The organism is Aquisphaera insulae, assembly GCF_011064615.1.
In the GTDB taxonomy this organism is placed as follows: Bacteria; Planctomycetota; Planctomycetia; order Isosphaerales; family Isosphaeraceae; genus Aquisphaera; species Aquisphaera insulae.
On record NZ_JAALJH010000082.1, the window covers coordinates 25654 to 41366 of the forward strand.

Genomic DNA, 15713 nt, shown 5'->3' on the forward strand with positions numbered 1-15713 from the left:
GGCGGGCGGTGACGATCCGCGGGTGCCGGATCTTGCGGAGAGCACCGGGAGTCCCCTCATGAGTCGTGCCTGGCCGTTCGCCGATCCGGAAGACACCGTGGCGATCACGCTCGATCGGATCCTGCAAGGGGCGTCCCCCCTGCTGCTGGTCACCCACGACCGCGAGGACGGCGCCTGGCAGTTCCTCGACGGCGAGCACGTCTTCGAGTCGGACGGCACGGCGGTGACCCTTGCGGAGATGGTCGCGTTCGACCCCAGCCTGGAGGCTCTCGCCGACCTCCCCGCCGGCTGGCGGGCCTGGCGGGGCCGCCCGGGCGAGCCCTGGCACCGTGCTGAAGGGGACCTTGGTGACGACCCGGCGCCCGTCCTGGAGGTGGACGGGGCTGGAACCGCGCCGGAGCCCGATCCCGCGGACAGCCCGGCCTTCCTCGCGTCGCGGAACATCGAGATCAAGGCGACGGTCGCGGACTACGAGGCCATGCGGACGGCCATCGAGTCGCTGGAGGACGTGGAGGGCGCGGCGGAGATCCTCGACCAGGAGGACATCTTCTACGAGGTGCCCTCCGGCCGGCTCAAGCTGCGGATCTTCCACGAGGCGGCGGGCGAGCTGATCCGCTACGATCGCGACGACGTCGCCGGGCCGAAGGCGTCCAGCTATGAGATCGCCCCGACCTCCGCGCCGCTGACGATGAAATCGATCCTCGACCGCGTGCTGACCGTCCGGGGGGCCGTCCGCAAGGAGAGGTGGCTCTACCGTGTCGGCCCGACGCGGATCCACCTCGACCGCGTGGAGGGCCTGGGCGATTTCCTCGAGCTCGAGGTCGTCCTCCGGCCCGATCAGCCCGACCTGGAGGGGGCCCTCATCGCCGAGGAGCTGCTCACCCGGCTGGGCATCGAAGAGTCTCAGCTCGTGAGCGCTGCGTACATCGACCTGATCATGGACGACGAGGCGGGGGCCGACGGGGCAGCCCTTGGATGAGGCTGGCCATCGCATTCGGACTCCTGGGTCTGACGATGATCGTCCTGGCCATGCGGCTCGCGTCCCATTCATCGGGCGCGTGGTGCCTGGTGGTCGGGATCGAGGCGTACCTTGCGGCTTGCTTCCTCTCCCTCGCGGGGGTGTATGCCTCTCGCGAGGCTGGGGTTGATGTCGAGGGGATCCTGGCGGGCTCCGGCTTGGGACTTCTCCTGCGGGTGATCCTGCTGCCCTACCTTGGCGTTGGCGTGATCGCCCTTTTCGCGGACCGCATGTTCGGCCGCAAGGGCCCGTTCCAGGCCGTGGCGCCGAGCCTCTATGTGGGGCGACTCCCGTTCCTGGACGAGCGCGGGCGACTTAAGGACGCGGGCATCGACGCCGTCCTCAACCTCTGCTGCGAGTTCCCCCGCCTCTCCGGGATCCAGGCGGACCCGAGGTTCGAGACGGCCCTCGTGCCGATCCTCGACGGTTCGCCGCCGACCGACGCACAGCTCTCCGACGCACTCGATACGCTCGAGCGCTGGCATGCCGCCGGGCGTTGCACGCTGATCCATTGCGCCCAGGGGCACGGCCGGACGTCCACGATCGCGGCGGCGGCCCTCATCCGACTTGGCATAGCACGAACCGTGGCTGAGGCGCTCGAGATGCTCGCGGCCACGAGGCCCGGCGCACGGCCCTCGGCCTCGCAACGGGCGGCCCTGGTGGCGTACGTCTCGAGGATGTCAGGGTGCGGAGGGGGCGAAGGGCATGATAGGGAATGAAACGTCCCGCATCAGGGACTGGAAATCCTCCCGATCGCGGAGGCTGTCCAGGGCCGGTTCGTTGAGGTACTGTCCCAGATTGCGAATGCCGAGCTCGGCGGCTCGGCGCAGCAGGGCGACGGCGGCCTCTCCCTCCCGGGCGGAGTCGACGCGCGTCGTGGTCGACATCAGGGCGCGGCAGCACGCCAGGTGGTAGGCCGCCAGGTCCTCGGTATTCGCATCCGGCGAGAGGATCTCGACGGCCTTCTTCCATTCCGCCGAGGCGGACGCGGTGTCGCCCTCGGCGGAATGGACCTGGCCCAGCCGCAGCAGGCTGACGCCCTTCAGGAGTCGCGGCATCGCGTCCTTCGACCCGTCGCGTAGGAACGGCTCGAGGATCTCCAGGACGCGTTCGCAGGATCGCCGGGCGTCTGCGGACTTGCCCAGGCGGAGGTCGGCGGTTGCCGAGTCGACCAGGCAGCGAGCCAGGCGATTGGCGTTCGCGGCGGCGGATGCGGGTGAGGACTCACCCGCCAGCTTCTCGCAGATGGCCAGCTCCTCGGCGAATCTCCGTGTAGCCTCCGCCGAACTCCCCTCGGCGAGCGCGTCCATGCCCGCGGCGTTCAGGCATGAGGCCAGTTCCTTCTGGTACTCGACGAAGGAAGGATCCTGGCTGGTCAGCTTCCGCCACAGTGCCAGGGCCTCGACTTGCAAGGACCTCGCCTCGGGTATCTGACCGATGCCCGCAAGCACGATGCTGAGATTGTTCAGGGTGGACGCCAGGACGTAGAAGGCTTCCGCGGAGGCCTTCCCCTCGCGGGCGAGCTCTCGGTAGATCGCGATGGCCTCGCGATAGGCGGGGGCCGCTCCCAGGGGGCGGGCCGAGGCTTTGAGGATGTCCCCGGAGATGAGGAGGCTGGCCGCCAGATGATTGCGGAACTCGGAGCGCATCGGATTCCGCTCGACGAGCCCCCGGAGGATGGACGTCGCCTCTCGGATGGCCGTCAGACCTTGCTCGATGTGGCCGGTCAGCGAAAGGAGCGGGGCGAGGTTGAGCAGGCTGAGGGAGAGGTGATCTGCATACAGGACGACCTCCGGATGGGAGGCGAATAACTTGCGGTTCAGGGCCACGCTCTCGCGGTGGGAGGCGATCGCGTCGTCGGACCGGACCATGCTCTCCTGAAGGATGCCCAGGTTGGTGAGATTCGCGGAGAGGTCCTTGGTGTACTCGGCGATCTCGGGATGGTTGGCGGCGAGCTTCCGCCGGATCGTCAGCGCCTCGAGATACGAGTCGAGGGCCTCTTGTTGCCGCCCGACCTGAGACTGGACGAGCCCGAGGTTGGAGAGGCTGTCCGCGACCCAGTCCCTGAAGTCGTCGACGGCGGGATGGTCGGCGGCGAGCTTGCGGCGGATGGCGAGTGCCTGTCGGTGGGAAGCCATCGCGTCGTCGGATCGGCCGGCTCGGCCATGGAGCAGTCCGATGGCGTCGTGCACGCCAGCCACATCGACGCGGAAGGCCGTGACGGCGGGGTTGGCGGTGGCCAGCTTCGCCCGGTGCTCGAGCGCGTCGCGATAGGACGCCAGGGCGGCTTCGACCTGGCCCGCCTCGATGAGCACATGGCCGATGAGATACTCGCTGGTCGCGAGCTGGCCGAGGCGTTCGACGGAGTCGGGCCGGGCCGCCGCGAGCTTCCGCCGGATATCCAGCGCCTCGCGATGGGTCGCGATCGCCTCCGGTGTGCGACCCAGCTCGGACCGGATGACGGCGATGTCCTTGAGGGTGGAAGCGACGTGGTCGAGGGGCTCGGCCGATTCGGGGGATTCCGCGGCGAGCCGTCGACGCAGGGCCAGGGCCTCGAGGCAGACCTCGAGGGCGTTAGTCAGTTCGCCGCGGGCGCGAAACGCCCGGCCGGAAGCGATCAGGGTCGAGGCCAGGACCTCGCGAGCCGGCGCGGGGGCGGTCGGTGCGAACGCCAGCGCGGAGGCCAGGCGACGAGCTTCATCGAACGCCGCGAGTTCGAAGGTCCTCTCGCCGGTCGTCCCGGCGAGGCTCCCGGTCGCGATGAGGCTCCTCACCAGATCGAGCGCGATGTCCGCGTCGGCCCCGTCGGCCAGCTCGCGGCGGATGGCCAGGGCCTTGCGGTGGACGGCGAGCGCCTCCGGCTTGTCGCCGATCTTGTCCGTCAGATCGCCGAGCTCCGCATAGGACTGGGCGAGGACGGCCCGCGAAGGGCGGTCGGCCTGACCGCGGAGGAGCGATTCGAGCCGCTCGTAGAACCCGGCCGCGGAGCGGAGGAGCTTGTTGCGCAGGCCGACCAGCTCCTTGCCCTTGAGCATCTCGTCCTCGGTGACGGCGGCCTGGAACGAGCGGATCGCGGACCGGGCGAGCTCGAACCGCGCCTGGACCCGCTCGTTGGCCTCGCGGAGCCCGGCATTCGCGGACGCCTCGCGCTCGTTGGCGCTGAGCAGCTCGACGTTCTTCGCCTCGAGGCGAACATTGGCGCGAGACTGGACCGCGAGCATCCCGAGCAGCCCGGCGATGGCCATGAGGACCGCGGCCGCCCCGCCGATCGCCGCGGCGCGATTGCGCCTCAGCCAGCGTCGTAATCGGGCGACGGCCGGCTCCGTCCATGCGGAGACCGGCTCGTCGGCCGCCCATCGCTCGACGTCGTTGGCCAGCGCCCGCGCCGTGGGATAGCGGTCCTCCGGGCGCGTGGCCATCGCCTTCAGGCAGACGGCCTCCAGCGCCTTCTCGACCGCGGGGGAGACCCGGGCCGGCGGAGGGAACGAACCGAGCTGGACGTCGCGGATCACCGCGAGGGGGTCAGGCCCCTCGAAGGGGGCCTTCCCGGTCAGCAGGCAGTAGAGGGTCGCGCCCAGGCTGTACACGTCGGATCGCGGGCCGAGCCGGTCGATGTCCCCGGCCGCCTGCTCCGGGCTCATGTAGGCCGGAGTGCCGATGACGGACCCGGGCAGAGTCTCCGCGCTCCCGCTGGCCGACGACGGCAGCACCGGCCGTTCCCCAGAGCCGGGCTCGACGTCGGGCCGGCCCATCGGCTTCGCCAGTCCCCAGTCGATGACCAGGGTCTCGCCATGTTTCCCGACGATCACGTTGCCGGGCTTGAGGTCGCGATGGAGCACCCCCCGGCCGTGCGCGTAGTCGATCGCGTTGCAGACGTCCACGAACCGCCGAAGGAGTTCGCGGAGCTCCAGCGATCGGCGGCCGGGATCGCTCCGGTTCGCCTCATCCGCGTGGAAAGCCCCGATGGCCTCCTTGAGCGAGTCCCCCTTGATGAACCGCATCGCATAGTAGGGCCGGCCGCCGCCATAGGTCCCCAGGCCGTAGACCGGGACGATGCCGGGATGCTCGAGCCCCCCGGTGATCTCCGCCTCGATCAGGAATCGCTGGCGGCTGGTCGGATCGTCGGCATGATGGTCGAGGATCTGCTTCAGGGCCACCTCGCGGTTCAGCTCGGAGTCGATCGCCACGAAGACCGCGCCCAGGCCGCCGCGTGCGTGCGGCCGGAGGACGCGGAATCGCTGGCCGTCGCCGGTGGCCGAACCGACGGAGTAGACGGCATGCGGTCCAGGTCGGCTCGCTTCCGTCGCGGGCCCCGAGGGCACGTGGCCGAGCGTCGCCTCCAGGTCCGGGTCGCCGATCGCGAGCAGAGATTCCCTCGTCGAGGCCCCGGCCGACATCGCTCCCAGGCTCCTCGTCGAATCGCCGCCGTGGCGCCTCAGCATCCGCTCCGCCAGGGCTTCGACCGCACGCCGATCATCCGCATCCATGATGCCGCTGCCAACCATCTGATCGGCCAGGCTGCGGGACTTGTCGAGCCTCCGGGCCCGGAAGGCGGCCACGAGCTGTTCCCGGTCGATCAGGCCGTTCTGGAGCGCGAGCAGGCCGAAAATGAGCTGAATCTCGGCGGACGGCATTCGGATCCTCCGGCTCACGACGACGCGATATGGGCAGATGGCATCATGGCATGGGGGATCTTAACCCCTATACATCGCCCCGGTCGAGTCTCCGACGCCGACCGCCTGCGACGCGATGGACAGCCCCCCTCGGCGGGCACGGCGCGAATTTCGAAACGAAGACGGCCGGGCCCGCGAAGGCCCGGCCGTCGCCGAAATCGCGAGATCACTCACTTGTGGGAGTGCTCGTGCGCGGTCTTCGAGTGGCCGTGGGCCTTCTCGCTGTGCGAGTGGGCCGAGCTGGCATGCTGCTTGGCCTTGTCGTGCTCGCCGATCTCGTGGTGATGGGCGGCCTGGTGATGGTGATGTGCCGCCGCGGCGTGGCGTGCGGCCGCCTCGTGATGATGCTCCGTGGAGGCGTGCTTCCCCTTGTCGGCCATGTCGTTTCTCCTGGCTGAGGTGGCTGCGGGATGGGGCACACGGGCGGAAGTCGGCCGGGCCCACCCCGGCCGCTAGAGGCAGCAACGGACGTGCCGGCCCCGGCCCGATCGGCGAAGATCTCGATCGTGAGATCAAGATTTAACCACGTTAAGCAATTCTGTGGCACGGTCGGCCCAGGCTGCCCCGGCAGTCCGGATTGCCGTGGCACCTCGGCCGACGAGGCCGGGCCTCACCTCCGCGGGATGATCCAGCATGAATCATGAAATTGCATGCCGATGTGGGGATAGTATTCGCGGGCCTTGGGGGCGGCCAGGAGGATGAGCGTGGTCTTCAGGCCCGCAGCCTCGTGGGTGAGCCGGATCAATTCCCTGCCGATCCCCTGGCGCTGGTAGGCGACGTCCACGGCCAGGTCGGAGAGATAGGTGCAGAACTGGAAGTCGGACAGGGCCCGGGAGATGCCGACCAGGCGGCCGGCGTCGCGCGCGGTGATGAGGACGTCCGCCTTCTCGAGCATCCCGAGCATGGCCTCCGGGTCGTCCACCGGCCGGCGCTCGGCCAGGGTCGAACGCTCGAGGAGGTCGACGAAGTCCGCGGGGGTCAGGCCCGGATAGCTCTCGCGCTGGTAGGTCAGGTCCATCTCGATCGTTTTTCCCTGGGAGGTTGATGAGGCCGCCCCGGCGCCATCGCAGGGCGCCGGGGCGAGGAGTCGCGGTTCATCTCACCCGCGAGTACTCGAGGATGACGGCGCCCGGCCGCTCGTCAATCGTCACGGACAGGCCGCGATCCATCAAGTCCGTGCCGGAGAAGGTCCGGGGAGGATCGCTGCGGTCGAGGTCGCGGATGCTGTAGGTCGCCTGCGAGTCGAGGCCGCGGAGCGGCAGCCGGGCGGTCTCGTAGGGGCTCGACCCGTGGCGGAAGGCCTGGACGTGGCCGCGGCCCTGTTCCGGGACGTCGAACTGCCAGGCCATCCAGGCCGTCGGCGAACGGTCGTAGGGCGTGAGCGGATAGTAGTCGGCCAGGTACGACGTCCGCAGCTCCGTCCACCGCGAGAGATTGCGCCGGGCCTCCTCCAGGTTCAGGCCGGACTGCCGCATGTCCAGGCAGACCGTGACGTGCGGGCAGACCTGGCTGTAACATCCGTAACGCGACGTCGGCACCGCGGCCGTGCCGTAGAACGGGAGCCAGAGGGCGACGCCGTAGGTATGCCCCTGCTGGCCTTCGGGCTCGATCAGGTAGTCGCTCCGGAGCAGCGGGACGGACCGCCGCATCGTCTCGAGGTCGTTGCGGCGGCCTCCGCTGGCGCACGAATCGATGAGCATGCCGGGATGGCGGCGGCGGAGCTCATCCCAGTAGGCCAGGTAGCCCTGGATGTGGTGATTCTCGGTCGCTCCCCGGCGGTCGGATGCGTCGTTCTTCCGCCAGTAGTCGAGCGGATCGATGTTGAAGTCCTGGCGGTAGAGGTCGATGCCCTGGCCGACGATCAGGCCGTCGACATGCTCGGTCAGCCAGCGCAAGGCGTCGGGGTTGCCCAGGTCGAGGAGGCCGCCGGCCTTGCCGCCGAGGATCCAGCCCGGATGCTCGGTCGCCAGCCACGTCCCGCCGGCCACGCGTTCGGGCTCGAACCAGACGATCGAGCGGATGCCCTTCGCGTGGGCGTGATCGGTGATCGACCTCAGGCCGCCGGGGAACCGCGCCAGGTCGACTTCCCACGTCCCGGTCTCCGGCCAGCCCGTCTTCTGGACGTACCAGCCGGCGTCCATCCACCAGTAGTCGAGCCGGATCCCCTCGGCGTCGTAGCGGTCGATGAACATTTTCTGATTCGCGTCGTTGGCGTGGATCATCTCGCCGAACTGCCAGGAGCTGCACGCCGCGAGCTGGGGCGCGACGGCCTTGCCGCCGGGCCTGGGGAGGTTGTGGGCCGTCATCCACCGCCGCCAGACGTTCTGGGCAGCGAGCCAGTCTCCCTCGTAGAACTGGAGGACCATCAGCGGCGTGCGGATCGTCTCGCCCGGCCTGAGGCTCAGGTGCGTGAGCTCCTGACCGGCGCGGATCGCCACGGCGCCCGAAGGCTGCGCGGTGAACTCGGCCGCCCACTGGCCGGGCCAGCCGACGACGACGAGTGCGCCCCGCCCGGCGCGTGGCCATTCCAGGTTGAAGTACGGCATCCACGGGTCGGTCCCGCGGCCGGCGCGAGGGGCGAATGGCCTCGGCTCGCCCGGCTTGAGGGTCGCGGCCAGGGGCTCGTAGTCGATCGGCTCGCAGACCGACCCCCGCTGGTAGTGGAGGGTCGCATCCCCGGCGAGGCCCGACGCGAGGCTCGCGTCGAGTCCCCGGATCGCCTCGACGATCGGCGTCGGCTTCGCGCCGCGGTTGGTCAGCTCGACCGTCCATTCGACGGTCGGGAAGTCGCGGTAGAGGATCCCCTTGCGGCGGACCTCCAGGCCGGTGGCGGGGTCGGTCCAGGCCTGCTCGTACTGCGTCCGAGCGGGGTCGAGCTCGCGCGAGGTCCGCCGCGTCGGCCAGCTCGCGAGGAGGCCCGCGGATGGCTTGCCGCCGTAGACGAACGAGAACTCGGGCCGGGCGTCGATCGCCGGAGGTTCGCCGATCTCCGTCAGGTCGCCGAGCCGGAGCGTCTTGCCGTCCGCGAGCAGGACGCTCGCGTCGGCCCAGTCGGATTGATCGCAACTGATGCCGTCGCCGCCGTCGTTGATCTGGAGGTGGAAGGCCGCGGCGCCTCCCAGCGGGACGTCCACGGTGACGGGCTGGTCGCCCTCGCGGAGCAGGGGGGATCGGAACAGCTCCCTGTCCCCGGCGCGGACCGCGAACACGACGCTGCCGCGACCGCCGCTCGTCTGCTCGTTGCTATCGACGCCGACGACCGCGTGGAACGATTTCGCGGGGCCCGGCAGGCGGATTTCGACGTCGCTGTTCGCGTGGCAATACAGCCCGCTGGCGAACGTCTTGCCCGCGAGGTTGAGGGGGCCGCCGTTCCGGCGGTTGCGCTGGACAGGGTCGTTGTTGGCGACCACCCGGAACCCGATCTTCGGCTCCACCGGCGTGACCTTGCCCGCGAACTTCGCCTCGGCCCAGCGTTTCGCCCGGGCCAGCTCGTTGGGGCCGGGGCCCGAAGCATGGACCGGGGCCGCGATCATCAGGGATAACCCCGCAAGGGACGCGAGGGTTGAGGATGCCCGACGTGGCATCATGACGAGCCTGCCTTTCCTGTCGTGCGGGTCGAGGACGGGTCCTCGATGCGTGGGAGGGTCTGGAAGGAGGGCGAGGGCCGGGGCCGTGTGGCAGGTGTCTGGGGGCGGAGATCCGACCCCCGACATCGGCCAGTATCGCCGATGGAGTCGACCGCGGCGAGATCCTACCGGGACATCCCGATTTCAGGACCGGCCCGGCCTACCACGGATGACACGGATGGAAGACATCGGGCCGGGAGTACCATGGCTTGGAGGCGTCTGCCCCCTTTGTGGTCGATCCGGGAGCCTGTAGGCTAGAACGAGCTGGGCCGTCGGGCCAACGTGCCGGCCGTGGCGGCCGTCCAGGATGCGATCGAGCCATCACCATGGCCGGCCTTGGAGGAAAGGGAACGCGGTGGGAAGCACGAGTCACGACCGGGCCTTCCGGATCGATCCCGAGGGCGTGGACCCCGCGGCGGTCCCCTCCCGGACGCTCGCGAGCGGGGCCAGGATCCCGAGCATCGGCCTGGGGACTTTCGGCTCGGATAAGTACGACGCGGGGCAGGTCGCCGCGGCCGTGCTCGACGCGGCCGGCGTCGGCTACCGGCACTTCGACTGCGCCTCGGTGTACGGCAACGAGGCCGAGGTCGGCCGGTCGCTCCGCGCGATCCTGGGCGGGGGCGTGAAGCGGGAAGACCTCTGGATCACCTCCAAACTCTGGAACGACAAGCACGCCGAGGCCGACGTGATCCCGTCGTGCGAGGCGTCGCTCCGGGACCTGGGGCTCGATTACCTGGACCTCTACCTCGTCCACTGGCCGTTCCCGAACTACCACCCGCCGGGCTGCGACGTCAGCTCGCGGAGTGCGGACGCGAAGCCGTATATTCATGAAAACTACATGAAAACCTGGCGGCAGATGGAGGCCCTCGTCGATCGGGGCCTGGTGCGGCACATCGGCACGTCGAACATGACGATCCCCAAGCTGCGGCTGGTCCTCCGCGACGCCCGGATCCGGCCGGCCTGCAATGAGATGGAATTGCACCCCCACTTCCAGCAGCCCGAGCTGTTCGACTTCGTCGCGGCGAATGGAATCCTGCCGATCGGCTACTCCCCGATCGGCTCGCCGAGCCGGCCGGAGCGGGACCGGACGGCCGAGGACACCGTGGACACCGAGGACCCGGTCATCGTCCGGATCGCCGAACGGCTGGGCGTGCATCCGGCCGTCGTCTGCATCAAGTGGGCGGTGCAGCGGGGGCAGGTCCCGATCCCGTTCTCCGTGAAGCGGCCGCAGTACCTCGCCGCGCTCCAGGCCGTGGCGGGCGGGCCGCTCTCCGATCGCGACATGGCCGACATCGCGGCGATCGACCGGGGCTGTCGGCTCATCAAGGGCCAGGTCTTCCTCTGGAAGGAAGGGCAGTCCTGGGAGGACCTCTGGGACCCGAACGGCGAGATCACGCCCCCGTGAGGCCGGCTCGCGAGCGTCCGGGCGGAAGATGACGGGAACCGTGGGAAGGATCATGCGATGAGCGACAAGGCGGCGACCATGACGGGCGTCGTGCTGCCCGGCGACAGCACGGTGAAGTTCCGGGAATACGAGATACCGGAACCGGGCCATGGCCAGGTCCTGGTGAAGATGAAGGCGTCCTCCATCTGCGGGAGCGACATCCGGGCCATCTACCGCGAACACCTGGGCAAGGGGCCGGAGGGCTACCAGGGGGTGATCGCGGGGCACGAGCCGTGCGGCCAGGTGGTCAAGGCCGGCCCCGGCTGCAAGCGGTTCGGGCCGGGGGACCGGGTGGTGATCTACCACATCTCCGGCTGCGGCGTCTGCGACGAGTGCCAGCACGGTTACATGATCAGTTGCCGGGATCAATCCCGGGCCGCCTACGGCTGGCAGCGCGACGGCGGCCACGCGCCCTACCTGCTCGCGGAGGAGAACACCTGCATCCGCCTGCCGGACTCGCTCTCCTACATCGACGGGGCGCTCTGTGCCTGCGGATTCGGCACGGCGTACGAGGCCCTGCGGAGGATGCAGGTCAGCGGGCAGGACCGGCTCCTGATCACCGGGATGGGCCCCGTCGGGCTGGCCGCGGCGATGCTCGGGCGGGCGCTCGGCGCCTCGACGATCATCGGCACGGACCTCTCGGATTCCCGCCTCGGGCTGGCCGTCGATCTCGGGCTGGTGGACCTGGCCCTGAAGGCGGACGACTCGGCACTCGACCGGGTCCTGAAGCAGACCGGGGGCCACGGCTGCGAGGCGAGCATCGATTGCTCCGGCGCCGCCCCGGCTCGGCTGCTGGCCCTCCAGGGGACGCGCGACTGGGGCCGCTGCGCGTTCGTCGGCGAGGGGGGCACGGTGAGCTTCGAGGTCTCGAAATACCTCATCCACAAGCAGATCACCCTGTTCGGCTCGTGGGTGACCTCGCTCAGGCACATGGAGGAGCTGGTCGAGCGGCTCGACCGCTGGAAGATCCATCCCGACCGAACATGCACCGTCCGCCTCCCCCTCTCCGAGGCCGCGAGGGCCTACGAACTGGCCGCCGACGGCCAGACGGGCAAGGTCTGCATCGTCCACGAGGAGCCCTGATCGATGATGAGCCACTCTCCCTCCCGTTCGTGGTCGTTCACGCGGCCGCATCCCGAGTTTGCCCTGGTCGTCACGCTGATCGCCGCCCTCGCGTCGCCGGGTCGCGCCGGGGCCCAGGCCCCGACGGTCACCCCCGGACCGTTTCAGGCCACGTCCGATTCGCTTAAGGCGTATGCGTATCCGGACTGGTTCCGCGACGCCAAGCTGGGGATCTGGGCCCACTGGGGACCGCAGTCCGTCCCGATGTTCGGCGACTGGTACGCCCGCCAGCTCTACCAGCAGGGTCATCCGCAGTACAAGGACCACCTGGAGCATTTCGGCCATCCGTCGAAGACCGGGTACAAGGACCTGATCCCGCTCTGGAAGGCGGAGAAGTGGGATCCGGATCGACTGATGGATCTCTACAAGAAGGCCGGCGCCCGGTACTTCGTCAGCATGGGAGTCCATCACGACAACTTCGACCTCTGGAACTCGACGCATCACGCCTGGAATGCCGTGAAGATGGGGCCGCATCGGGACGTCGTCGGCGACTGGCAGAAGGCGGCCCGGAAGCGCGGCCTGAAGTTCGGCGTCTCCGAGCACCTGGGCGCCAGCTTCACCTGGTTCCAGGACAGCCACAGGTCGGACAAGACCGGGCCGCTGGCCGGCGTCCCGTATGATGGCGCCGATCCCAAGTACCAGGACCTCTACCATCCGCCGGCCGCGGCCGACGACACCGGCTGGTACAGCAAGGATCCGCGCTGGCAGGGCGAGTGGTTCGCCCGGATCAGGGACCTCGTCGACCAGTACCAGCCGGATTTGCTCTACACCGACGGCGCCCACCCGTTCCAGAACGAGGTCGGCCTCTCCCTGATCGCCCACCTCTACAACGCGAGCGCCGCCCGGCACGGCGGCACGCCCGACGTCGTCTACACGTGCAAGGAGAAGTCCGACGGCCGGTGGGTCGAGGACCTGGAGCGCGGGGTCATGCCGGGCATCCGCCCGCACCCGTGGCAGACGGATACGTCGATCGGCGACTGGTTCTACAACCGGACCTGGAAATATCGCGACGCCGGCTGGGTGATCACGATGCTCGTGGACATCGTCAGCAAGAATGGCAATCTGCTGATCAACGTCGTCCAGCGCCCCGACGGCAGCCTCGACCCGCAGGCGGAGGAGACCCTCGCGGAGATGGCGAGCTGGATCGCGATCAACGGCGAGGGGATCTACGGGACCCGCCCCTGGCTGATCCACGGCGAGGGGCCCATCCGCGCCCGCGGCGGCCACTTCCGGGAGGACTTCGCCTACTCGGCCCGGGACATCCGGTTCACCGCCAAGGGGGACGTGCTCTACGCCTTCGCCATGGGCTGGCCGGCCGACGGCAAGCTCCTGATCCGTTCGCTGGGGCGCTATCCCGGCGTCACGGGCAGGATCGACGAGGTTACCCTGCTCGGCCACGGCGGCCCGCTCCGTTTCAACCACGACGAGGCGGGCCTGGCCGTCGACCTGCCGGCCACCGCCCCGTGCCGGTATGCCGTCGCCCTGAAGATCCGCGGCGCGGACCTCCGCGGGTTCAAGCCCGAGCTCGCCCCCTCGCAATCGATCGTGATCGCGCCCGATGCCGCGGGCAAGATTGCCCTCGACGCGGACAGGGCGGAGCTCCACGGCGACCAGATCAAGGTCGAGGAGAAGATGGGCAAGGCGAACATCGGCTTCTGGGATCGGCCCGAGGATCACGCCTCGTGGAAGGTGAAGTTCCCCGCGGCGGGCAAGTATCGGGTCGCCGTCACCGCGGCGACGATCGCCCCCGACGCCAGGGTCCTGCTGGACGTGGCCGGCAGCACGCTGTCGATCGCGCCGGAGAACACCGGCGGCTGGGACGTCTTCCATGACTCCTCGGCCGGGACGATCGACGTGCCGCGTGCCGGCGAGCTCGAGGTCGCGCTGCGGCCGGCGGGCCGGACGAATTGGCGGCCGATCAACGTCCGCGCGGTGACGTTGACTCCCGAGGGCCGGTGATCGACTGCGGCGTGATGCCGCGGCGAGATGAAACGAGCCGCGTCGTCGAACGGGGGGTCATGTCCCGTCGGCGACGCGGCTCGGAGGCTTCCCTGTTCCGACAGGGAAAAGTCGATCGGACCGGGTCAGAGTCCGATCGATGCGAGTGGTATCACCGTTCGCCGCCTAGAATGATGTGGCCGCGAGGGGCCGGCGACGAGGGCGATGGGACGGGCGTTGCACGGGGGCCGCCGGGACGTCGGGCTCGTCATCCCGGGCGGCGTTGAATTCGGCCTCGAGCCGGTGCGGGTCCAGGTCGGCGATCGACGGCACGACCCGGTCCGGCCGGTAGGCGTAGCGGGCGAGGTCCTCGGCGCGGGTGCTGCCGCTGAGGACCAGGATGGTCTTGTAGTTGAGCTGGACGCCCCCCAGGATGTCGGTGTCCATCGTGTCGCCGATGACGACGGTCTGGTCGGTGGGGAGGGCGAGCTCCTTGCGGGCGGCGCGGAGCATCACCGGGCTGGGCTTGCCCACGCTGAACGCCTTCAGGCCGCTGGCGGTCTCGAGCATGGCGACCGTGGCCCCGCAGCCGGGCCGGATGCCGTCGTTGTGCGTCGGGCAATTCGGGTCCAGGTTGGTGGCGACGAGCTTGGCGCCGCCGCGGATCATGCCGAGCGCGGCCTCGAGCAGCTCGAAGCTGACGGTGCGGCCCTCGCCCACGACGACGTAATCCGGGTCCTTGTCCACGATCGCGTAGCCGTTCTCGTGGAGCGCCGTGAGCAGGCCCCCCTCGCCGATGACGAACGCGGTGCCGTGGGGCTTCTGCTGGGACAGGAATCGCGCCGTGGCCATGGCGCAGGTGAAAATATGGTGAGAGGTGACGTCGATCCCCAGCCGCTGGAGGCGGGTGGCGACGTCGCGGCGGGTGCGCTGGCTGTTGTTGGTCAGGAAGAGGAAGGGGATGTTCGCCTCGCGAAGTCCATTCACGAATCGATCCGCGCCGGGGATCAACTGCCCCCCGCGATAGATCACGCCATCCATGTCGATCAGGTAGCCAAGCATCGAGCGCAGATCCTCGGAGGAATCGAGCGAGAACCCGCGCCCCGCGGGGAAGGCGGCGCCTCGCGGTCGGATTCGTGACCTCGATGACGTCGCGAACCCCGAGGGCCGCGGGACACGGATGAGCCCAAGAGCGAATCATGTACCAAGCCCGCGCACGAATCCGCGTCCGTCCGAAATCGGGCGCGAAGCATCGTTCTGGACAGAGTTTAGGGAATGTTGATCGGCGGCGACACACGCCCCGCCCGGATCGACGGGCCCGGGTACTGCCCAGAACGCGCGCATGGCCTGCCCGCGCCGAGAGTCGTTCCGCCGTGATGGTTAGACAAGTTGAAAGAACATATAAAGAGACAAAAGTTAAAAAGATGTTCGGGTCGTCTGTGTTCGGCCCTTTGTGAATGTTCGTGCGGCGGGAGCGTTCCAGGCCCGTGACGAGATCCGACGAGGTGATCCCGCGCGACTCTCCCCGCTCGGGTTGCCCAGCGATGGAGGGCCCATATCGAATCGCAGCGACACCACGGGATCGCGGGCCGGCGCCTCGGACGCGGGCCATCCCGAGGCCGTGACACGGTCGGCCCCGCCAGAGTTCCGCCGGAGGCCGGTGACCGCCTCTCACGACGAATCCCTGCTCCCGCCGGCACTCGCTTCTCCCGGACGATCCGGGACCTTCGCCGAGAGCTCGTGTGAATCTCAACACCTCGGAGTGGTTGGCCTCGTGCAGGGCACGTCCTGCGGCCACCACCCCCGGGCCCGCGGCGGGGGCCCAGGGATTCCGCCCCCTTTCGGTCGATGGGCAGAGCCCGGAACGTTGCGAGTGCGGTCCGGTCTTCCTG

The 15713-nt window shown here is 69.4% G+C and carries 10 protein-coding genes; 5 read left to right on the plus strand and 5 right to left on the minus strand.

All coding sequences use genetic code 11. The annotated features are described in order from the left end of the window. Positions 1-58 precede the first annotated feature (58 nt). Positions 59-979: a class IV adenylate cyclase gene (locus G6O54_RS29425; protein ID WP_205679079.1), complete on the plus strand. Its 921-nt coding sequence runs from the start codon at positions 59-61 to the stop codon at positions 977-979. After that, positions 976-1737, plus strand: coding sequence for a protein-tyrosine phosphatase family protein (locus tag G6O54_RS29430; RefSeq protein ID WP_165231709.1), 762 nt, complete (start codon positions 976-978; stop codon positions 1735-1737). Before G6O54_RS29425 ends, G6O54_RS29430 begins: the two co-directional genes overlap by 4 nt. On the opposite strand, the gene G6O54_RS29435 is transcribed toward G6O54_RS29430, so the two are convergent. From G6O54_RS29435 to G6O54_RS29450, 4 genes are all read right to left on the minus strand, one after another. Beyond that, the gene (locus tag G6O54_RS29435; RefSeq protein ID WP_165231712.1) at positions 1699-5652 is read right to left on the minus strand and encodes a serine/threonine-protein kinase; all 3954 of its coding nucleotides are present in this window, start codon (positions 5650-5652) and stop codon (positions 1699-1701) included. The two genes, G6O54_RS29430 and G6O54_RS29435, sit on opposite strands and share 39 nt — an antisense overlap. Positions 5653-5861: 209 nt before the next feature. After that, positions 5862-6071 carry a hypothetical protein gene (locus G6O54_RS29440; protein ID WP_165231715.1) on the minus strand — a complete coding sequence of 70 codons (210 nt, stop codon included), beginning with the start codon at positions 6069-6071 and terminating at the stop codon, positions 5862-5864. A gap of 230 nt (positions 6072-6301) precedes the next feature. Further along, complete coding sequence (locus G6O54_RS29445; RefSeq protein ID WP_165231718.1) at positions 6302-6709, minus strand: GNAT family N-acetyltransferase; 408 nt, start codon at positions 6707-6709, stop codon at positions 6302-6304. A 76-nt stretch (positions 6710-6785) separates the two neighbouring features. Further along, complete coding sequence (locus tag G6O54_RS29450) at positions 6786-9224, minus strand: NPCBM/NEW2 domain-containing protein (protein ID WP_165231721.1); 2439 nt, start codon at positions 9222-9224, stop codon at positions 6786-6788. Positions 9225-9672: 448 nt separating this feature from the next. Here G6O54_RS29450 and G6O54_RS29455 point away from each other — a divergent pair, with 448 nt between their 5' ends. The 3 genes from G6O54_RS29455 to G6O54_RS29465 are packed head-to-tail and all read left to right on the plus strand — an operon-like array spanning position 9673 to position 13842. Further along, entirely contained in the window at positions 9673-10722 is a 1050-nt protein-coding gene (locus tag G6O54_RS29455) for an aldo/keto reductase (RefSeq protein WP_205679080.1), read from the plus strand. A 57-nt stretch (positions 10723-10779) separates the two neighbouring features. Then, positions 10780-11844, plus strand: coding sequence for a zinc-dependent alcohol dehydrogenase family protein (locus G6O54_RS29460; RefSeq protein WP_250847154.1), 1065 nt, complete (start codon positions 10780-10782; stop codon positions 11842-11844). A 3-nt stretch (positions 11845-11847) separates the two neighbouring features. After that, positions 11848-13842: an alpha-L-fucosidase gene (locus G6O54_RS29465; RefSeq protein ID WP_165231727.1), complete on the plus strand. Its 1995-nt coding sequence runs from the start codon at positions 11848-11850 to the stop codon at positions 13840-13842. Positions 13843-14007: 165 nt separating this feature from the next. Here the strand turns inward: G6O54_RS29465 and G6O54_RS29470 are convergent, their stop codons facing one another. Beyond that, a complete protein-coding gene (locus tag G6O54_RS29470; protein WP_165231730.1) occupies positions 14008-14883 on the minus strand; it encodes an HAD-IIA family hydrolase in 876 nt (291 codons plus the stop codon). Positions 14884-15713 lie beyond the last annotated feature (830 nt).